At 42.7% G+C, this 21,283-nt stretch carries 21 protein-coding genes and 1 tRNA gene; all 22 read right to left on the bottom strand.

Features of this window, described 5'->3' with window-relative positions:
• Positions 1 to 252: 252 nt before the first annotated feature.
• A complete protein-coding gene (locus EUBREC_RS03270) occupies positions 253 to 849 on the bottom strand; it encodes a GNAT family N-acetyltransferase (RefSeq protein ID WP_012741631.1) in 597 nt (198 codons plus the stop codon).
• Positions 849 to 3,068, bottom strand: a complete 2,220-nt coding sequence (recD2, locus tag EUBREC_RS03265) for an SF1B family DNA helicase RecD2 (protein ID WP_012741630.1) — start codon at positions 3,066 to 3,068, stop codon at positions 849 to 851. Before recD2 ends, EUBREC_RS03270 begins: the two co-directional genes overlap by 1 nt.
• Positions 3,069 to 3,231: 163 nt before the next feature.
• A complete protein-coding gene (locus tag EUBREC_RS03260; protein ID WP_012741629.1) occupies positions 3,232 to 3,573 on the bottom strand; it encodes a hypothetical protein in 342 nt (113 codons plus the stop codon).
• A gap of 6 nt (positions 3,574 to 3,579) precedes the next feature.
• On the bottom strand, positions 3,580 to 4,398 hold the full coding sequence (locus EUBREC_RS03255; protein ID WP_012741628.1) for a flagellar hook-basal body protein: 819 nt from the start codon (positions 4,396 to 4,398) through the stop codon (positions 3,580 to 3,582).
• A gap of 13 nt (positions 4,399 to 4,411) precedes the next feature.
• Complete coding sequence (locus EUBREC_RS03250) at positions 4,412 to 5,212, bottom strand: flagellar hook-basal body protein (protein WP_012741627.1); 801 nt, start codon at positions 5,210 to 5,212, stop codon at positions 4,412 to 4,414.
• An 11-nt stretch (positions 5,213 to 5,223) separates the two neighbouring features.
• A complete protein-coding gene (locus EUBREC_RS03245; protein WP_012741626.1) occupies positions 5,224 to 6,414 on the bottom strand; it encodes a homoserine dehydrogenase in 1,191 nt (396 codons plus the stop codon).
• A 7-nt stretch (positions 6,415 to 6,421) separates the two neighbouring features.
• Positions 6,422 to 6,865 (bottom strand): ACT domain-containing protein, encoded by a 444-nt coding sequence (locus EUBREC_RS03240; RefSeq protein WP_012741625.1) that lies wholly within the window; start codon positions 6,863 to 6,865, stop codon positions 6,422 to 6,424.
• Positions 6,866 to 6,962: 97 nt separating this feature from the next.
• Positions 6,963 to 8,264 (bottom strand): SPFH domain-containing protein, encoded by a 1,302-nt coding sequence (locus EUBREC_RS03235; RefSeq protein WP_012741624.1) that lies wholly within the window; start codon positions 8,262 to 8,264, stop codon positions 6,963 to 6,965.
• An 11-nt stretch (positions 8,265 to 8,275) separates the two neighbouring features.
• Positions 8,276 to 9,031, bottom strand: a complete 756-nt coding sequence (locus EUBREC_RS03230) for a TIM44-like domain-containing protein (RefSeq protein ID WP_022293918.1) — start codon at positions 9,029 to 9,031, stop codon at positions 8,276 to 8,278.
• A gap of 10 nt (positions 9,032 to 9,041) precedes the next feature.
• Positions 9,042 to 10,155 (bottom strand): peptide chain release factor 2 gene (gene prfB / locus EUBREC_RS03225; protein WP_118257778.1). Its coding sequence is split into 2 segments (ribosomal slippage): positions 9,042 to 10,079 and positions 10,081 to 10,155, totalling 1,113 coding nucleotides; the frame shifts between segments, so codons are not numbered across the junction.
• A 472-nt stretch (positions 10,156 to 10,627) separates the two neighbouring features.
• Entirely contained in the window at positions 10,628 to 11,119 is a 492-nt protein-coding gene (locus tag EUBREC_RS03215; RefSeq protein WP_012741619.1) for a VanZ family protein, read from the bottom strand.
• Positions 11,103 to 12,431 carry a S41 family peptidase gene (locus EUBREC_RS03210; protein ID WP_012741618.1) on the bottom strand — a complete coding sequence of 443 codons (1,329 nt, stop codon included), beginning with the start codon at positions 12,429 to 12,431 and terminating at the stop codon, positions 11,103 to 11,105. The genes EUBREC_RS03215 and EUBREC_RS03210 overlap by 17 nt, the downstream gene beginning before the upstream one ends.
• Before the next feature lie 80 nt (positions 12,432 to 12,511).
• Positions 12,512 to 13,420, bottom strand: a complete 909-nt coding sequence (gene ftsX, locus EUBREC_RS03205) for a permease-like cell division protein FtsX (protein WP_012741617.1) — start codon at positions 13,418 to 13,420, stop codon at positions 12,512 to 12,514.
• Positions 13,410 to 14,093 carry a cell division ATP-binding protein FtsE gene (gene ftsE, locus EUBREC_RS03200; protein ID WP_012741616.1) on the bottom strand — a complete coding sequence of 228 codons (684 nt, stop codon included), beginning with the start codon at positions 14,091 to 14,093 and terminating at the stop codon, positions 13,410 to 13,412. Before ftsE ends, ftsX begins: the two co-directional genes overlap by 11 nt.
• A gap of 10 nt (positions 14,094 to 14,103) precedes the next feature.
• Entirely contained in the window at positions 14,104 to 15,189 is a 1,086-nt protein-coding gene (locus tag EUBREC_RS03195) for a PucR family transcriptional regulator (protein ID WP_012741615.1), read from the bottom strand.
• Positions 15,190 to 15,365: 176 nt separating this feature from the next.
• Complete coding sequence (locus tag EUBREC_RS03190) at positions 15,366 to 15,986, bottom strand: WecB/TagA/CpsF family glycosyltransferase (RefSeq protein WP_041254453.1); 621 nt, start codon at positions 15,984 to 15,986, stop codon at positions 15,366 to 15,368.
• Between the two features lie 594 nt (positions 15,987 to 16,580).
• Positions 16,581 to 17,816, bottom strand: coding sequence for a C40 family peptidase (locus EUBREC_RS03185; RefSeq protein WP_012741612.1), 1,236 nt, complete (start codon positions 17,814 to 17,816; stop codon positions 16,581 to 16,583).
• A 176-nt stretch (positions 17,817 to 17,992) separates the two neighbouring features.
• A complete protein-coding gene (locus EUBREC_RS03180) occupies positions 17,993 to 18,367 on the bottom strand; it encodes a RidA family protein (protein WP_012741611.1) in 375 nt (124 codons plus the stop codon).
• 42 nt (positions 18,368 to 18,409) lie between these two features.
• On the bottom strand, positions 18,410 to 19,246 hold the full coding sequence (locus EUBREC_RS03175) for a CvfB family protein (protein ID WP_012741610.1): 837 nt from the start codon (positions 19,244 to 19,246) through the stop codon (positions 18,410 to 18,412).
• Positions 19,247 to 19,302: 56 nt separating this feature from the next.
• On the bottom strand, positions 19,303 to 20,028 hold the full coding sequence (locus EUBREC_RS03170) for an acyl-[acyl-carrier-protein] thioesterase (RefSeq protein ID WP_041253874.1): 726 nt from the start codon (positions 20,026 to 20,028) through the stop codon (positions 19,303 to 19,305).
• 298 nt (positions 20,029 to 20,326) lie between these two features.
• Positions 20,327 to 20,398, bottom strand: a tRNA-Gln gene (locus EUBREC_RS03160).
• 121 nt (positions 20,399 to 20,519) lie between these two features.
• Positions 20,520 to 21,182 carry a YigZ family protein gene (locus tag EUBREC_RS03155; protein ID WP_022293923.1) on the bottom strand — a complete coding sequence of 221 codons (663 nt, stop codon included), beginning with the start codon at positions 21,180 to 21,182 and terminating at the stop codon, positions 20,520 to 20,522.
• Between the last annotated feature and the right edge of the window lie 101 nt (positions 21,183 to 21,283).

Genomic DNA, 21,283 nt, shown 5'->3' with positions numbered 1-21,283 from the left:
TTGTAACCATAAGCTTCTTAGCTGCAACTAACCTTACGTCTGCGCAAAAAAAAAGAGGGCGTCTCTTTTTTCTTATAAAGTGTAGTTGCATAGTATATCTGCTTAAATTGTAAAAAGTGTATCATAATACAGCCGATTTTTCAACTGTTTTTTGTTACATAAATATGCATATTTATGTATACAATATTAGTTACTGTTCACACCAAAGTATGACCGGCAACTATTGCAGCCCATTAAAACTGCATCTGAGCGTTACGGAGTAAGCCCAGCGCATACCGCATATATCACGCCTGAGACAAATACAAGACATGTGAAGCCAACTGAAATTGCAATAAAAGTCTTATCAGCTATATGTCGCGGTGTATACTCCACCTGATATATGCTTTTTGCTGTCATAGGAACGTACATATCGCCTTGTCCATTGCAAAAGCCTCCCTGATATGCACTCTTAAAGCCCACATGCATGAAGTATTCTGCCGTGTATGCCGGCATTGCATTTACAGACACCTGCATGAGCTTAAGCTGCATGCGTGCATATATCCTGACTCGCTCCAGAAGCTTTTTGCCAATTCCACGTCTTAAATACTGCGGATGTACATACAGCATGGTGATATGCCCCTCGTTTGTCATGCCGCACACTCCGCACAGCACATTGCTATCAAACGCACCAAATACTACAAGAGCACCGGTCCTTTCCTCGTCCGTCAGCCTGTCTGCATCCATATATTCATCAAAATATCGATGACAGTCCAGTGTCCGAAAGCAGCCTCTGATTGCGATATTGTATATATTTACCGCAAAGGCACATGCCCCTTTTATCTCTTCATTTGTAAGTTTTCTTATTTTCATCAGATAGTCTCCTCCACTATTCTGTCTCTAAGCCCGCTATAGCGTCTCTGCTGTGAGTTGTTTTGTATCATCTCATAAAATGTCTGTTCATCACCCACTATGGTAACACATTTCTTTGCTCTTGTAACCGCCGTATAGAGCAAATTTCTGTTCATAAGCATTCTCGGACCGCTCAAAAGAGGTATAACGACCGCCGGATACTCACTTCCCTGCGACTTGTGTATAGTGACCGCGTATGCAAGTTCAAGCTCCTCCAAAAGCTTAAACGGATACTCCACCTTTCTGCCCTCGTCAAAGGATATGGTCATGGTCTCGGCAAAATCATTGATTTCCTCAATGATACCTGTATCTCCATTGAAGATTCCCATGCCCTTATCCACACAAAGTCCGAATTTTGTCCTGATTTCCCACTCTATCTGATAGTTGTTCTTTATCTGCATCACCTTGTCGCCCTCGCGGAAAATCGTGCCCCTGTATTCTTTTTCGCGCTTGCTCTTGTCTGCCGGATTCATATACGCCTGCAATATACCGTTTAGACGTTCCACTCCGAGAAGCCCCTTTCTCATAGGCGTAAGCACCTGTATATCATACTCTGTAGCATTTATAAACTTAGGAAGCTTCTGCTTTATTAGCTGTAATGTAACATTTATTATCTTGTCGGCATCATATCTCTTTAGAAAAAAGAAATCCATGCTCTTATTATCTAACGATACCTCTTCTCCATTATTTATCTTGTGGGCGTTTACTATAATATCGCTCGTGCTCGCCTGACGAAAAATCTTTGTAAGCTTTACCGTGTGGAATGCACCTGAATCAATAATATCCTTTAGCACGCTGCCCGGTCCCACGCTCGGAAGCTGGTTCACATCTCCTACAAGTATGAGTCTCGTACCTGCCACAACCGCCTTTAGCAATGAGTACATGAGTGATATATCAACCATCGACATCTCATCTATGATGATTACATCCGTCTCGAGCGGATTCCTTTCATTTCTCTCAAAGCCAGCTGCGCTTCCTGTGTCCATGCCGCCGTTTAACTCAAGCATACGGTGGATTGTGCGTGCCTCGTAGCCTGTTGTCTCACTCATGCGTTTTGCCGCACGGCCTGTCGGTGCAGCCAGAAAAATATCCATGCCCTCCAGCTCAAAATACTTGATAATAGTATTGATGGTGGTGGTTTTTCCTGTTCCGGGTCCTCCGGTAATGACTAAAAGGCCATTTCTGACTGCTTCCTTCACCGCCTCTACCTGGTGCTCATCGAGCTCCATCTCTGTCTTTTTCTCTATATTTCTGATTGCAGCCTCTATCTCGATATCCGGCACATCATACGTCACATCAAGCTGCTTTAGCATGGCTGCCGTGTTTGCCTCCATATAATAAAAGGTGTTAGCATAAATCTGGGTTATATCATCCTTTAGCTGCATGACAATCTTCCTGTCCATGGCCAGATTCATGTAATGTGCCTCAACCTGCGAGCTTTCCACTCCGAGCAGATATACAGCACGCCTCGTAAGTTCCTCCATCGGCAGATATGTGTGTCCGTCCATGGCAGCCTGCTGCAAAACATACTGTATACCGCTTTTTATTCTAAAATCAGAATCAGTCTTGATGCCAACCCGCGCCGCTATCTCATCTGCAGTTTTAAAACCAACTCCGTCGATATCATCCGCCATGCGGTACGGATTTTCCTTGAGCACGCTGTATATCTCTCCGCCATACTTATTATATATCTTCACAGCCAGATTCATATTGATGCCGTACTGCTGCAAAAAAATCATGGCTTCCCTTAAGTCTCTTTTTGCATTGACCTGGTCCGCAATCTCCATAGCCTTTCTCTGGCTGATGCCCTTTACCTCAGCAAGCCTCTCCGGCTCTTCCTCTATGATGCGGAAGGTATCCTTCTTGAATCGCCTGACAATACGTGCTGCGAGTGCAAGTCCTATACCATGTATGGCTCCTGAGCCCAGATACCTCTCAATAGCCATCTCATCCTCTGGCTCCTTCTCTTCAAAGCTTACTACCTTAAACTGTCTGCCATATGTGGCATGCTCTGTATACTCACCGTGAGCCTCTATATTTTCCCCCTCAGCAATGTCCGAAAAAGTGCCCACACATGTGAGCTCCTCCTCGTTCACTACAAGAACAAGTACTGTATACCCGTTTTCTGCATTTCTGTATATTATATGATCAACGTATCCTGTGACTGTTTCGGTTTCCAATTGAATTTCTCCGTATCTGTGTGTTTTTATTGTGACTCTGAATAGTTTTATTTTTTAAATATTATACCCTAGAGCATGCGTATCTGCAATTACTAAGTTTGCACTAAAAAAGCCGGTAACCACATGCAAGCATGCCGAACCGGCTTTTTATTATCAATTATTATTATATATTGTAATTGCGCTTCATCTGCTCATAAAGCTGCTGTGTGATGTTTTCTCCGGACTTCTCCACTATCGTATCACTCATCTGCTCTATGACAGTGTCCATGAACATATCCTTGTACTGCGACATAGAGGAATCCTCATCATCACTCTTTAGTGTCATGGAATCCTTCATTTCCTTTATGACCTGCTCCACAAAATAAGACTCAAAATCTTTAAGTGTGCTCTTGAGCTCGTCCTCTGTAGAGTCTGATGACAGATTTTTTACGTTATTCTTAAGCTTGTCTGCCACCGCAGATGTATTATTTGAGTTTGCAAGTGTTGATACTGCGCTTATATCCATATGCTACTATCTCCTCAAATTATTTGCTGTCTCAAGCATCGAATCAGCTGTTGTGATGGCCTTTGAATTGAGCTCGTAGGCACGCTGTGCCACAATGAGATTAACCATCTCGTCAGCTACCTGTACATTTGAGCCCTCAAGATATCCTGTCACAACCTTGCTGCTTTTCAGAGCAGGGTTTGCAATTTCAAGCATCGGATTGCCCGAATTGGCTGTTGCTGCAAGCAGGCTCCCTGACTGTTTTTCAAGACCTGACGGATTATTGAACTGATACACAGCAATTCGCTGATTCAGATTAATATAATTGCCCTGTGCAGTCATATAACCTACCGCACCATCCTCTCCAAAGCTCATCTTCTCAGCAGACACACCTGCCGGCACAGCTATAATATTACCGTTTGTATCCATGACAGGATTGCCCTGTGAATCAGTAAGTATAGTCTGTCCGTTTCCATACTGGCTCCATGTGAAGGCACCGTTTCTCGTGTAATAGGTCTGATTGTCAGTACCTCTCACTGCAAAAAAGCCATCGCCCTCCAAAGCAAAATCAGTAGGCCTCTCCGTAGAATTGAGCGGACCCTGAGTATAAGTGGATGTGGTTGCAGCCACACGGGTACCAAGCCCCACCTGCGCTCCTACCGGCTTTGCATCACCATTTCCGGATGTAGAACGGGTCTGTATCGTCTGATATAAAAGAGACTTAAACTCTGTCCTCTGACCCTTAAAGCCTGTCGTATTGACATTGGAAAGATTGTTTGCAATTGTATCTACATTTGTCTGCTCAGCACGCATACCTGTTGCGGCTGTGTAAAGTGCCCTCATCATATGGCATATCTCCTTATACTCTTCCTACATTGTTGACAGCCTTGTCTAATGTCTCATCAATAGATGTAATAACCTTCTGTCCGGCTTCATATGCACGCTGTATCGTAATCATATTGACCATCTCATTGACCACATTGACATTTGAAGTTTCTAAGGCTCCCTGTTCTATTTCGGCATCGGAAGCTATAATATTACCCCCGGCCGTCAGATTGTAGAGATTTTCACCATATTTTTCAATATAGTCATAATTATCCACATCGACAACGCCTATTGTGCCAACTAACTGATTGTTCTGTGTGATATATCCAAGTGAGTTTACCGAAAACTTCTCATTCGGGTCTACCTTTACCCAGTTTGCCTCACCGCCATCTCCACTCAATGCACCTGTCGCATTGAGCACATGGTCTCCGTCTGCTGTGACCAGATAACCGTCAGCATTGACCTTGAAAGCACCGTCTCTGGTATACTTTACACTTGTTTGGCCTGATTTGTCAGTAAATGCAACGGCAAAAAAGCCTTTTCCACCGATAGCCAAGTCTGTAGGATTGTCAGTCACCTTAAAGCTGCCCTCATCCCAGTCGGTATATGTCTCACCGAGATGCACTCCGTATGTCATGCTGCCCAGATTTTTGTGCAGTCCGTAGTTTGATGTATCCTTTATCTTTATAGCAAGTTCATTTTTAAATGAATGCGAGGTGGTTCCCTCTTTTTTAAATCCATAGGTATCGGAATTGGCCAGGTTGTTCGCAAGAACATCCATGCGCTTCATCTCATTAACCATACCGGTGTGAGCGGTGTATAAGCCTTTTACCATATTTTTGTCCTTTATAATCTGATTCTGTTGATAACGTTTATCTTTGATGCCTTGTCGGCAAAATCCTTCTCTGTCATGTCGCCTGTTGTGAATGCATACTCGCCGTCAACCACATCCTCAATGTAGTCTACATGTCCGAATACAGCCTCAACCTCGCTCTTTGGTGAGTCAGTTCTCACAAAGAAGCTGTTTACACTGTCATCATAGCTTACAAGTGTGAGCTTCTCAGGCTTCCAGTCGATATAAATATTTGTGTTCTGATGCTTTGTCATATCAACAACATCTGCCACTACAGCACTTGCTGTTGGAAGCTTTCCTGCTCCACTGCCGTAGAACATAGCATCTCCGAGCACATTTCCGCGTAAAAATACGCCGTTGAACACTCCATTTACTCCTGAGAGCGGATGTGTGTCATCTATCATATATGGTGCAACGAGACAGGTATAGCTGTCACCCACCTTGCGGCTTGAAGCAAGAAGCTTGATTGCACGGTGCATTGCCTTTGCATACTTAATATCCTCAGGTGTAATCTTTGTGATACCCTCACAGTGGATATCCTCGAAATCCACCTGCTGTCCTGCAACAAGCGATGTGAGAATGGCTATCTTTCTGCATGGATCATATCCCTCTATGTCGGCTGTAGGATCCTTCTCTGCATAGCCCTTATCCTGAGCATCCTTTAATACCTCATCAAAGTCTGCACCTTCCTCTGTCATCTTTGTAAGCATGTAGTTGGTTGTTCCGTTTAAGATACCTGTGATTTCCTCAATCTCGTCTGCTGTGAGACACTTGTTGAGAGGTCTGATAATAGGGATTCCACCACCGACACTGGCCTCAAACTGGAAGTTCACTCCATGATCCCTGGCAACCTTGATGAGCTCAGCACCCTTTGCAGCAACAAGGTTCTTGTTTGATGTTGCTACCTGTTTTCCTGCCTCAAGCATTGCCTTTACGAATGTAAATGCAGGCTCAACGCCTCCCATTGTCTCTACAACTATACCGATTTCAGGGTCCTCTGCAATAACCTTATAATCATGAACTATTTTGTTCTCAATAGGTGTACCCGGGAACTCTCTTAAATCAAGCACATACTTGACCTCGATTGGCTCTCCTGCTCTCTTTGCGATTTTTTCTTTGTTGATTTCTAATACTTCTACGACACCTGATCCAATTGTGCCGTAACCCATAACTGCAATCTTCATCTTTTTGTTACTCCCTGGCTAAAATTTTTACGTAATGTATGCCCTTTAAGGACTCAATCTGCTTTGCCATATCATCCACATCATCCGACTCGGGAAATACATCCACAGATAACGTGAGTGACGCAATGCCATTTACCGGTACACTTTGGTGTATGGTAAGAATATTTGCTTTCGCATCGGCTACCGACTTAAGCACAACGGAAAGTATGCCCTGCTCGTCATCCATCTGAATTACAAGATTCACTGTCTTTCCTTTACGTCCCTCATAAAAAGGAAAAATATCATCCTTATATTTGTAAAATGAGCTTCTACTTATGCCAACAGCATCTGTTGCCTCCTGCACAGATTCAAGCTTGCCCGAATCCAGCAGTCTCTTTGCCTCAACTACTTTAAGCAGCACCTCCGGTACAGCCTTTGCCCGTAAAACGAAGTAGTTTGATTTCTCCGCCATTTAGTTACCTCCAAAATGGCCGGTGTGTGTTTGTCACACACCGACATTTGTCCTTGACTCAAAGATTTTAACACAAAGATTACAGCTTTGCAACATCTTATGCTCTTGGTTTTCCACAATTACTGCAGAATTTACCTGTATTTTTTTGTCCACACTCACATGTCCACTCTGTGTTTACAGGTAATGGCTTGCCACAGTTTGTGCAGAATTTACCTGTATTTTTCTGTCCACACTCACATGTCCACTCTGTAATCTCCTGTGGCATAGGCTTGCCGCAATTACTGCAGAATTTACCTGTGTTTTTCTGTCCGCACTCACATGTCCAGCCTGACGCATCCTCCTGCTGTGTGGCACCTGAAGCCACTCCTGCTGCCATACCTGCTGCACCATTTCCCGGCGCATTCATTCCGGCTGACCTGTTATTTTGTGCCATCTGTGTAAAACCATTCATCATATTACCCATGGTGCTCATTCCCATGCCGACACCCATGAAGCCCTGCATAGCTCCACCACTGTTGCTGCCTGCATTCTTGACACCCTCTGACATATTTTTGACCATATACCCCTGTGCAATAGATGGATCTGAGAGCATTGCGCCCTCGTTTCTTGTGTTAATGAGCTCCTGAGACTTCTCATCATATGAAAGGCTGGCGATACCAACACTTTGTACCTCCATACCACGCATCTGATTCCAGCTTTCATCAAGACACTTGGCCATATATCTTCCAAGCTCAGATGCCTTGCTTGTGACGAATGAAATTCTTGTACCATCCGCTGACATCTGGTTGATGGCAGACTGTAATGCCTCTAAAAACTCTGACAGATACTGCTCATTGATATCAGTAATCTCCACATGATCCATATTCTTTGGAATAGCCTCTGCATAAAACTGAAGCGGATTCACAATTTTGATGGAATATGTACCATGGGCACGAAGGAAAAGCTCCGCATTATAAAATGTATCATAGTAGTTTATAGGATTTCTCGTACCAAACTTGATTCCCTTGATTTCCTGAAGGTTGATATAATAAACCTTCTGTGACTGTGGTGTCTGTCCACCAAATCTCACACGGTCAAAGGTTTCCTTTAAAGAATCCCCAAACTGTCCGTTGAAAAGTGACGGCATAGATGAATTGCTCACCTTGTAGTAGCCCGGTTCAGCTGTGTAATCCACAATCTTGCCACCATCAACAAGTATCATAAACTGATTGTCATATACATGAATGATAGAGCCGTTTGAAACAATATCGTCAGAGCCTTTTTTATTCTGCCCCCTGTTTACCAGCACACCCCTGGCATAGACTGTCTGGTCGCCTATATTATCCGGCTCAATAACCTCCTGCCATGTATCTGCAAAGCCGCCTCCAATTGCCTGTTTTACTGCCTTAATAATTCCCATTTTCTTCCTCCTTAGATATGGTTGTAATCAACTTCATGAAAGCTCTGTAGCTTCCATACTTTTATATTGACAGGCTCAACATATGAGCCACAATATTCACATTTCTTTGCTCCAAGACTTCTGACCGGAGCACCGCAATTCGGACATGTAGTGCCAACTGCACTGCCTATCCCTGCATTATCCAGCATATCTATATCCTGTATGTATACAAGCTCCATATTGTATCTGGTCTGCTTTTTATACTCTTTATCACCACTGATAAGCTTTCCTGAGGCACTCTTGTAGTAAAAATACTCAACCGCACTCTGTATACTGATGACGCACCTTCCATCTCTTTTCACATAGTTTGAGATTTCAGTCTGATGCACCCTGATCTCGTCAAAATGCTCTGTAAAGCCAGCTGCTTCATTGCTGTCTATACGCACCTGCACCTGCTGTCTTACCTCATCAGAAGCCTCACGGTCCAGCTTGTAAATATCCTCAGTCGTGATTGCACAAAGTGCTGACACAAGCACTCTTTCTGACATTCTCTTAAACTGTTCCCAGACAAACTCCGGAAAATCCCTTTTTATCTGTGGCTCCATAAGGCGCGTCATGCCTGAAACCGACTTGGGAGTCGTAGAGACATTCTCCCTGATACGATTGATGCCCTCTGTGACATCAGGTGTACCAAGAAGACTTTCAGACAACCGTCTGACTTTAATATAAACGGTCACTCCGGCAGCTGTCAGAACTGCTAATATCGCCACAGCTATAACTAAACCCACATTTGCCTCCTTATTCTGAACGTGTTGCAAGCCACTTCAGATAACCATTGATAAATATATCTATATTGCCATCGAGTACCGCATCCGCATTACCGGTCTCCACATCTGTCCTGTGATCCTTGACCATGGTGTAAGGCTGAAGCACATACGAACGTATCTGGCTTCCCCAGCCAATTTCCTTGACCTCGCCTCTGATGCCAGCCTCCTTTGCAGCATTTTCTTCCTGCTTTAAAAGATACAGCTTTGCCTTTAACATCTGCATGGCTTTGTCCTTGTTCATATGCTGTGAACGCTCATTCTGACACTGTACCACGATCCCTGATGGAAAATGTGTGATACGAATAGCTGACGAAGTTTTATTGATATGCTGTCCTCCTGCTCCACTTGAGCGGTAGGTATCAATTCTGATATCCTCGTCCTTCACCTCAATATCGAGATCCTCCTCAATATCCGGCATGACATCACATGATACGAATGAGGTCTGCCTTTTTCCCGCCGCATTAAACGGCGAAATACGAACAAGCCTGTGCACACCCTTTTCAGACTTTAGATACCCATATGCATTCTCTCCGTTTACCTGGAAGGTAATGGACTTGATACCGGCTTCATCGCCATCAAGCGAATCGAGTACCTCAAGGGTAAAGCCCTTTTTATCAGCCCACTTCGAGTACATACGAAACAGCATGGACGCCCAGTCACACGACTCGGTACCACCTGCACCTGCATTGAGCCTCAGAATCGCATTGCATTTATCATATTCTCCCGACAAAAGAGTCTTCATTCTGATACCGTCATATGTGCTTTCAAAATCATCAAGCATCTGCTGTATCTCGGGTATGAGTGACTCATCGTTCTCCTCATAGCCCATCTCAATCATCGTCTCTATATCTTCGTACTGTTCCTTGAGCTTTGCGTATGTAGCTACATCATCCTTCATACTCTTAAGCTCTTTCATCTTGCTCTGTGACTTCTCCGGGTCATCCCAGAAGTCAGGAGCTTCCATTTCTCGCTCTAATTCCTGGATTTTTTCTTCTTTATTAGCCAGGTCAAAGTGAATCCCTCACTTCCTGTAGTGGGGCTTTGTAGCCTTGGAGCGTGGACTTGAAATTATCCAACTCTACCACAGAATCACCTCTTTCTTTACATTTTAGACGCTTTGTGGCTTTAATTACGCTTCCCGCATTCAGGTTGTGGGGTGCGGCCGGCACACAGTATATTCCTCTGAAAAATATGAAGTCAGCCACGGGATTTTTTTCGGATAGTGATTTTTTATTTTCACTTTGTTTCATTCATATTTTTGATGGAACCCCGTGGCAGTTCATATTTTTCTTCGGAACATGCTGTGTGCCGGCCGTAAACCTGGGTTTACCAGGCGGGAAGCTGGTTGTGGCACATATTAAAAACGTATGTTATATGCCATGTTTTTTCGGCCAGCGTCAATACCCTTATTATACCGATTATATTAGAAAACTGCAACTAAATTTGGCACTTATAATCATGCTTATCATCACGCTTGTTATCATGACTGTTACTGTTCACACCTAACAGTGTGACCGACAACGATTACAGCCCACTTCTCTTCGTGTCTTCATGTTTTCATATTTTCGGTTTTGCAGTGCCTGCTGTATGCTTCTTACGTGCTACGCGTGTAACAAGCGCAATAAATAGCAGCATAATGATACCGCCTGTGGTATCAATCAGTACGTCCGTGAATCTGCCGGCCCGGCCGGGCACGAACAGCTGGTGAAATTCATCTGTGCAGGCATATAGGAAGGTCACGCCTATCGGAACCAAAAATCTTCCTCTGCCATGCAAGAACGAAAATGTCAAAAAGCCAAGCAATGTTAGAATGGCATACTCACTCATGTGGGCACATTTTCTCACCGGATAGTCTATAAGCTCTGCCTTATCGAGCAGCTCCTTCTCATCCCAGTGGCTTGCGGTAATGGTATTGACCACAGAAACTATGCGATAGCTGACGCTGCCGCTGAGCTCAGACGACTCGGTGTCAGGCTCCGCCGAAAACATAAAGATGACTACCATCCAGCACAGCATGAGAAAGCATGCAATCTTATTTAAGCTTTTCATTCATCACCTCAATCGCTTTCTGAAGCTGCACATCATACTGCATGTCATAGTCTGCATTTGTATCTCCTGTATATTCATAATCGACCTCTACATCAGGCTCGATACCCTTTTTGTGGATATTGTGACCGTTTGGTGTGTAGTACTTCGATGTGGTAATCTTTACAGCGTCGCCATCGGAAAGATTGTAAATAGTCTGTACAATTCCTTTTCCAAAGGTCTTTTTGCCTACAAGTGTTGCATCAATATAACCATCCTCATTGTAATCCTTCATGGCTCCCGCAAAAATTTCAGACGCACTTGCGCTGTTTTCATCGACAAGCACTACGATAGGACAGTCAATCTGTTTTCCATCGTCATCACCAAAGGTCTGGATATTTCCGTTTTTATCCTTTGTATACACGACAGTTCCTGCAGGAAGCTTGCCAACTGTTTCTGCCGGAAGCAGTCTGTCAACCATTTCTGTCACTGCGGTAAGTAGTCCTCCCGGATTAGCACGCAAATCCACTATAAGACCCTTCATACCCTGATTTGTAAGTCCGTCAAGTGCATCCTCAAACTGACTTGCCGTGTTTGTCTGAAACTCACTGACCTGGATATATCCTACTCCATTGTCAAGCAGCTTGCTGTCCACTGATGGCAGCTCAACATTTTTACGCTCCACCTCAACGGTAAATGGGTCAGCCTCCTCGCCACGTCTGATTTCAAGCGTAACCTTAGTGCCCTCCTTACCTCTGATTTTGGCAACAAGCTTTGTGAGATCCTCGGATGTTGCCTCAACACCATCAACAGAAACTATTTCGTCATCCTTTTTAAGTCCCGCTTCCTCAGAAGGTGTACCACTGTATACCTTCGAAACTGTCACCTGCTTTGTGTTCGGGTCCTGCTTTAACGCAGCCCCGATACCATAATAAGTGCCTGTCGTGCTAATTTGCAGTTCCTTATACTCATCCGCTGTATAATAAACCGAATAAGGATCATTTAGTCCCTCCATCACACCATGCAGCAGACCGTTTTCCAAATCATCCTTATCGTAATCCTCATAGTAATACTCGTCTATGTAGTTCGCAAGCTCATCGATTTTCTGCACGGTCTTGTCGTCAAGCACATCTGCGCTTTTTGCAACGGTATGCACGCTCCTGCCTGTAATCATTGTGTATGCAAAGAGCACAATCAATCCAAGCACAATGGTGGTCACTATACCTGTAGCAATCCCGACACCGAACCCATTTCTAAATCCCTTTCTATGAGGCTTTTTATCGCTAATATCTGAATTATCATCGTATTCTAAGCCGTTGTTGTTTGAATTATCCATTTCAGTCCTGTCCTCTCTATATTATGATATGAACTTAAAACAGCCTGTCTCCGATCGGAGCCAGGCCGTCATAATTATTATTATACTCTTAAATGTTTCCGAATTGTGAATCGGCTTCCCAAAAAGCCAATTCCAACGCCCAGTATAAGCGCTACCGGTACAAGTGTAGAGAAAATCTCCTTTGTCGGGATAAATGTCATCATATTTCCTATAAAGCTAAACTTATTAGCAATATATGCACAAATCTTTCCATACATGACACTGAGCAATCCCAGAGGAATCGCTGATCCTATCAGTCCAATGAGAATACCTTCTACCACAAACGGAGACCTGACCAGAAAATCAGTTGCTCCAATAAGCTTCATGATAGCTATTTCCTCTCGTCTGACCGCAATACCCGTAGTAACTGTGTTGCTTATAAGGAAAATCGCAACACACAGAAGAATCAGAATGATACCTCCCGATACATAGCTGATAAGCTTATTTAAATCGGTCAGTGTATTGGCCACATCCTGCGACTGGTTTACCTTTCTGACGCCCTCCAGCCCCTTTATATAGTTTACAAGAGTCTGCTGCATAGAGACATCATTCAAATAAACCTGCAGATTTGCTGAATTACTGAGAGGGTTATCATCACCAAAGGAAGCTGCAGCTTCATCGTAGCCCTCAAAATACTCCTTCTGGTAATCACTCCATGCATCGGCCGCTGACTGATAATCCACCTTGCCAACCTCAGCCCTCTTTTCTATCTGAGCCTTGTCCGCTTTTATTACATCCTCTGTAGTGCCCTCATTAAAGAACACTGTGACAGCAACACCCTCCTCAGCTGTCTTAACCATGCTTGAGAAGTTAGTCACAACTATATAAAACAGACCAAACATAAAAATACAGGCTGCCATTGTCGCTATGGATGCCAGTGAAAACATCTTGTTTCTGAATATATTCTTAAATCCCTGCTTGATTGAATAAAAAAACGTATTAATCCTCATCACTATCACCATCCTTGCTGTCAGATACAATAAGACCTTTCTTTATAGTGATAACACGTTTTTTCATAACCTTAACAATCTCAAGATTGTGAGTTACAACGATAACAGTTGTGCCTTTCTCGTTGATTTCCTCAAGCAGTTTCATAATCTCCCACGCATTGTTATTGTCCAGATTACCCGTCGGCTCGTCAGCAAGCAGCATGCTCGGCTCATTGACAAGAGCTCTTGCAATAGCTACTCTCTGCTGCTCTCCTCCCGAAAGCTCTCTCGGCTTTGACTTGTACTTTGCAGCAAGCCCTACCATAGAAAGCATCTGTGGCACCTTTTTCTTAATAACAGCTGTGGATGCACCGATAACCTTGAGTGCAAAAGCTACATTTTCATAAACATTTCTATCCTTTAATAATCTGAAGTCCTGGAAAACGACTCCAACATTTCTTCTGTATTTAGGAATCTGCTTGTGGCGAATGCGCGTCAGATTCCTTCCGTCAACAGTAATCGTTCCGTCTGTAGGATCAAGCTCCTTTAAAAGAAGCTTAATCAAAGTGGATTTGCCGGATCCGCTATCTCCGCATACGAAAACAAACTCTCCATCATCAATCTCGAGATTGACATCATTGAGAGCAGGTATACCTGCAGAATATGCCTTACTGACATGTTCAAGTTTAATCATTACTTTCTCCTTAATAGTCCATTGATTCCATATATTTCATATATTTGACTACCATAAGGGCAATCTTAAATGTGATGGCATCCTCGAACACTCTAAGGTCGAGCCCTGTACTTTTCTGAAGCTTGTCCAATCTATATACAAGAGTATTTCTGTGAATGTAGAGCTGTCTTGAAGTCTCAGATACATTCAGGCTATTCTCAAAGAACTTATTTATAGTAGATAATATTTCTTCATCAAAATCGTCAGGGGATTTGCCATCAAATATCTCTTTGATAAACATCTTGCATAGAGGAATCGGGAGCTGATATATCAGACGACCTATTCCAAGCTGGGAATATGCTATAATATTCCTCTCCTCGAAAAAGATTTTTCCGACATCGAGAGCCATCCTGGCCTCCTTATATGAGCGCGACACCTCTTTCAACTCATTGATAACAGTACCATATGCAATATGTACCCCATCCGCTTCGGATCTGAACAGATTCAAAATCACCTCGGCTGTCTTTCTGAGATCATCATAGGTCTCGTTTTCTGCCAGTTCCTTCACTACTATTATATTCTTCTCGTCAACAGCTGTAACAAAATCCTTTGATTTGCCGCCGAAAAGACTTCTGATCTTCTCAAGCTCGTTGCCGTCCTTCTCCCTGTTTGTCTCAACAATAAATACTACCCGTCGCACTTCAATATCAATATGAAGCTTCTTCGCGCGATTGTATATATCAACCAGAAGGAGATTATCCAAAAGCAGATTCTTTATAAAATTATCCTTGTCAAATCGCTCCTTGTACGCAACCAGAAGATTCTGAATCTGGAAGCTTGCAATCTTGCCTATCATGTAGACATCCTCGCTGTCACCATAAGCTAAAAGCACATATTCCAGCTGGTGATCATCAAAGACTTTGAAAAACTGGCATCCATTAATCACCTGACTGTCTGCCGGTGATGCAACAAAGGCCTGTGCCGGCTCTATAAACGCCTCTGCGTTCGGAAACGTAGCTGCAAGAATCTTGCCCTCAACATCTATCACACAAAGATCGGTTCTCGTAATTCCTTTAAGGCCATCAATTGTATTTTGAAGTATCTGATTGGAAATCATAAATCGTTCTCCTTCTCCCCTTTTTTGTAACTGTACATTGCCCTCACAGTCACTTTATAACTAATTGCATAAATACTTGCTATTATTTTAATACATTCGCACAAAAAAATAAAGAGGTAAATGTACAATTTTTACACATTTCCTCTTATTTTTTCTTTTATTGTTATAAGAATTAACTATATTGAACTGTTTTGTCTATGTTCATAGGTGTTGATAAGATGCGTAAGGCGCTTCACATCAAGCATTTTTCTTATTTTTCCAATAAATCCATGCTTTTTCCCCATGAACTTATTATTTCCGATTCCGTACCAGAGGTTCATCAACAGCTTTTCCCTGTTGTGTAAAAGGAACTTCTCCTGTGACGGAGACGGAAGAAATGATGCAATCGCATCAGGTGAAACGATGTTAATTTCATTGACAAGATTTTCGCTGCATCCCGGTGAGTCATCAAGAACACCCTTGCCAGATATTCGCGCTCTGTCAAATAATCCAAGCAGAAATTCCTCAGCCTCATCAACAGCTTTCTGCGACTCTGCAATCACAAAGATTTTTTTATCATTTCTCTCAAGCCTCTTAAAAAGCTCATAAAAGAAGTCATGATCTTCTATCTCATGCCGACGTTGCAAAGTATCTGCCGATACCGCCCTTAGTATGCCTTCATCCGCAATGACAGTATAATCGCACGCCTCCAGTGACTGCTTCACTTCTTCATCAGACTCCGCCAATGCCAGCGTATCCATATTCACTTCCTCTATTGTAGTGAGTATCTTCTCTGAAATACGCCTGTCGACTCTCATGATCATCTCGCGTACTGTATAGTTATCAAGTTGTAGCCCTGCAATATCTATCTTTTTAATCATAATTTGAAGTATAACAAAATTAACTTACATAATCAACACTTTTCAAGTTGTCCGACAATTATAAAGCATTTTAATCATATTATTTACAATTAAAATGTCAATATTATTTCCGAAATATTACTAATTTAGTGCAACTTTATCAGAACTTTACAAAACAGTTGTTCTTTTGCTCACATTCAAAAATGTGGATAATGTGCATAACTCCGTGCATAACTCATTTTTAGGGCACTTTGAGGTTTACTTTTGTTGATAGTTATCCACATTTATCCCCAATCCGAATTTACCGGGTTTAGCATATCCACTTTTTTGTGCATGTTGCTATTTTGATATATGTGATAAAAATTACGCTTGACAGCCCAGTTTTCCATTCTGTTTAAATTAGTCCCGTTTTTAAACATATATGTATATCATACAAGCCACTTATTTCAAATATCATAAACAAAAATAAAATTTCTCTATGTAAAAAAGACCTCCATCTCGATGAGATGAAGGTCTTTATAGATTCATATTTACCTATCCGGCATGAATTTATTAGAAAATTCTTCTAACTGCAATGATTGATTTGTAGTTAGCCGGTGATGTATATTTGATACCGTCTGATGGGTTGCTTGCATGTACAATAGTGTTTCCACCACAGTAGATAGCAACATGTCCGCTATAGCAGATGATATCTCCAGGCTGCATATCGCTTGTGCTCACACCGTATCCAACGCTTCTCATTGCTGATGAGCTGTGTGGTAAGCTGATGCCAAACTGTGCATAAACTGACATTACAAATCCTGAACAATCTGTTCCGTTTGTAAGACTTGAGCCACCGTAAACATAAGGATTGCCAACGAACTGTGATGCATAATTAACAACAGCCTGTCCGTTTGAACCACTTGGTGCGCTATAGCTCTTCTCTGATGAAGAACTGCTTGATGATTTGCTTGAAGACTTAGATGACTTCTTTGCTGCTGCCTTGGCTGCTTTTGCTTCCTCAGCCTTTCTAGCTTTCTCTTCAGCCTTTCTGGCTGCTTCCTCAGCCGCCTTACGCTCTGCCTCTTCCTTGGCAAGTCTTGCTGCTTCCTCTTCCTTAGACTCAGCATAAGTGAACTCTGTATCGAGTGTCACATAATCTGTAGATACATATCCGGTACCGTCTGCTGTAGATACACCTACCCATCCGTCTGTTGACTCATCCACAACTGTGAGATCATCCTCTCCGGACACGAGACCAAGTACTTCTGCATCAGTAGATGCTGTTGTTCTGACCTTGAGTGTCTCAGTATTGACTGTTGCCACGCGACGGCCTGCGCTCTGTACGAGTGCATCGTCACCAACTACAACATAATCACCTTTTACATATCCTGTTACTGAACCGGACTGGATTTTGTACCATCCGTTATCGGTTGTCTCAAGTACTGTTCCAATTCCATTGTTATAGAGCTTTCCAAGAGACTCGCTGTTTTCATCTGCACTCGCACGTATATTAACGCTGTCGCTAACCTGTGCAACTGCTGTATCAGCATATGCTGATTTAACCGGCTCAGCATCTGTTGTCGCAACATCTGTTGCAGTCTCTGATGTCTCATCACCTTTTAACATTACATCTGTCAACATAGATGTAACACCGGCTGTAAGAGTGTTTGATGTACTAACAATATCTGATGTATAACTAGCTACTCCTGCAGTAGGTCCAGCCGCATATACTGCATATGGCACTGAGGACAGAGCCATAAAACCTGTAAGTACCCCGGCTGTGAGTTTCACATAATTTACTTTCATTTTACCCTCCGTTGTATGAATTTGTAACAGTTATTACGAATTTGTTACAAATATTACTTTGTCATTATAACAAAGCAACATATATATGTCAACGTTTTCTTAGTGAATTCTTAAGAAAATCTTGATTTTTTCCAACGAATAGGACTTATGTCGCATGAAATACTTATGTAATAATTTTATTTTACAGCAATAGCCTCAACCTCAAGCATTACATCCTTTGGAAGCCTTGCAACCTCAACACAGCTTCTTGCAGGGTATGCTCCGTTAAAAAATGTGGCATATACCTCATTTATTGCACCGAAGTCATTCATCTCCTTGATGAAAACTGTAGTCTTTACCACATTATCCATGCTTGTTCCTGCTGCCTCAAGCAGATGTGACAGATTTGTAAATGCCTGCTTTGCCTGTGCCTGTGAGCCCTCAGGAATCTCACCGGTCTCCGGAACTACCGGTATCACTCCGGAAGTATATACCATACCATTTACCTCGATAGCCTGTGAATATGGTCCTATTGCTGCCGGTGCCTTGTCTGTATTGATAACGTTTTTCATGTTATTGTCCTTCTTTCCTGTTAAAATTTATTAAAAAGACTGTTATTTCTTAAGACGGATTTTGCCATCTGTGAGATCAATCTTTCTTTCCTTATATAAATGACCAACTGCACGCTTGAATGCATTTTTGCTAAGTCCTGTTTCTCTCTTGATTACCTCCGGGCTTGCCTTTTCCGAAAACGGAAGCACACCTGCGTATGAATCAAGCAGCTCAAGGATCTTTTCAGAGTCGGAATCCATCTGAATATATGCCTTTTCCCTCATTGTCAGGTCCAGCTTGCCATCCGCCTTGACATCAGTGACCTTTGCCTCTATCACATCTCCAAGCTTCAGATAAGCGGCATTCTCAAAAACCGGTATCTTGGCTGAATATTTGTCATCCACAGCGATAAATGTACCGAAATTGTCGCTAAAATCATACACTCGGCCTGAAACCATATCGTCCTTTTTGTATGGCGAATCGGTGCTCAGCATATGGTAAATACCCTTTGTGGTAGCGCAAAGCCTCTGGCTTTTATCTATGTATAATGTAACAAGTATCTCATCTCCGGCGCTGACCTTTCTGACCATCTCCTTGTAAGGAAGAAACAGGTCCTTTTCAAGCCCCCAGTCAAGGAACGCCCCTATTTTAGTCACCTCCTTGACAGTAAGCACTGATAAACCTCCAAGTGTCAGCTTTGGCTCGTTTGTCGTAGCAATAAGTCTGTCGTTAGAGTCCTTGTATACAAAGACCTTAAGCTTATCCCCCTGCTTTACTCCATCCGGAATCTGCTTTGCCGGAAGCAGTACCCTTTCCTCCGAAGCCGAAGATGTTGACAGATATATGCCAAAATCAACCTTCTTTACACATACAAGCTCCTGATATTCTCCTAATCTCATGTTTTTCCGTCCTTTCTGTATCAAAACTGTATCGTTGTTAAATAATGGAATTATAATTATTTTCCCGGTACCGGCTTACTCAAAAACTCCACCACCGAATACGGTTTTTTATCCGTATCCGCAAGCACCACTGTCACACTCTTTGATGTGTACTTCACGTATGATATAACTGTATCACCAAGCTTTGCTTCTTTTCTGTACTCCACACGAAGCTCAGATATTTCAAAATCATTCGGCAGAAGCTGCTGCGCCAGCATAACATACTTCTCATTGTTCATATGATGGTTGCTGTCTATAAAAAACTGAGGAACCACAATCTCACCCTTTTTCTCCATATCATCAGGAATATGAAGCTTGCGCTTTGCACACTCCATCTCAAGCTGCGGCTCAAGACCGTATGTATCCGCAAACTCCTGAGGCACCTTCACCGGTCTGCCGGTTCGTGTATCAACAAGCACCCAGACAGAATTGGCATATGCCAGTGTGCTGCCGCCTGCATCTTCAAGTGTGAAATTTCTGTAACCGTAAAACGCCTTCATACCATATGCCCATGTGGATATCTTTACCTGTTCATTAAGCAGTGGAAGCCTGTTTATGCATATCTGCCATGATGAAAGCACCCATGCTATATGATTGTCCGCAAGAAATCTGATTCCCACATCATGTGACTGTGAGTGAAACACACTACAGTCCTGAAAATAATTGGTAAGCCCCGTAAGGCTCAGTCTGCATGACGAATCCACCTCGCTGTAACGTATTCTGCTGTCAAATGAAAAAGCCATATCTAATTCCTCTAGTCTATAAAATTGAAGTAACTTCTGATAAATCTAAACGCTTCATCCACACCATTGGACATCCAAAGATTTGAGCTTTTATTAATGATATCCTGGTATTGCTGTATAGTAATTGGTGTCTTTTTTTCAGAGCCGAGTTCTTCTATAAGATTAATAATTCTCAAAAAATTCTTGTTCATATTACACCATCCTTCTATAACTATTTAAGTCATATACGTTTTTATTTTATAACAAATCGCATTATTACACAAGAAAAAAAGGGAACTTCTATCGAAGTTCCCTTTAGCTGGCCCACAAGGATTCGAACCTTGAAATGACGGAGTCAGAGTCCGTTGCCTTACCATTTGGCGATGGGCCAATGTGTTGTCTCAACAAATGATATTATACACATGTGGTCATATAGTGTCAAGTATTTTTTTATTTTAATTGAATGTAATTGAATATAAATTCTGCTTGTCCTGCTAAAATGTGAGCACCGGCTAATTTTTAAACAGCAACACCTCGCCATCATATTCAGCAAATGTCACCTCATCACCCCACTCAAGCTTTGCCGTGCCGTTTGTCTGCTCTATGATTGTTTTCTCTATGCGTTTTTTATCATTTTCCGGGATAACGGCTTTTACGAGCACATCCGCCTCATACGCTGTGTCCATCACCGTAATCTTCTCCTGTGCAAACAGATACTGAAGTCTTCCGATTCCGGTATAGTCCGTCCTGATAAACAGTACTGCACCCTCCTTCTTCTCTATTATCTCACTTGCCGAAAGCCCCGCCTTTGTGGCTTGCTGATACGCACGCACCAGTCCGCCTGTGCCAAGCAGCACCCCACCGAAGTACCTCGTTACTACAACAGCGGCATTGTGGATATTTTCCTTAAGGAGCACATCAAGCATAGGACGGCCTGCGGTGCCTGCAGGCTCCCCGTCATCCGAGCATCTGGTCAGCTCCTGTCTCTTTCCTATAACAAAGGCACTGCAGTTGTGCCTTGCATCCCAGTATTTCTTTTTCGTCTCATTGATGAAGCTTACAGCCTCATCCTCAGACTCTACCGGCCTTACGGTTGCTATAAACCTCGATTTCTTCTCTGTTATCTCACCCTGTCCGCCCTTGTACACGTACAGGCTTATAGTATTCTCTGACATATGATATTCTTTCCATCCTGATATTGCCTGATTACACTCATGCATCTTAAAGACACTTTATAATTGTTACCTGTATTATATAATATGAAAACCAATCTGTA

Origin of the sequence: Agathobacter rectalis ATCC 33656 (assembly GCF_000020605.1) — a bacterium.
GTDB lineage: Bacteria > Bacillota > Clostridia > Lachnospirales > Lachnospiraceae > Roseburia > Roseburia rectalis.
This window is presented reverse-complemented; position numbering and strand designations above follow the sequence as displayed.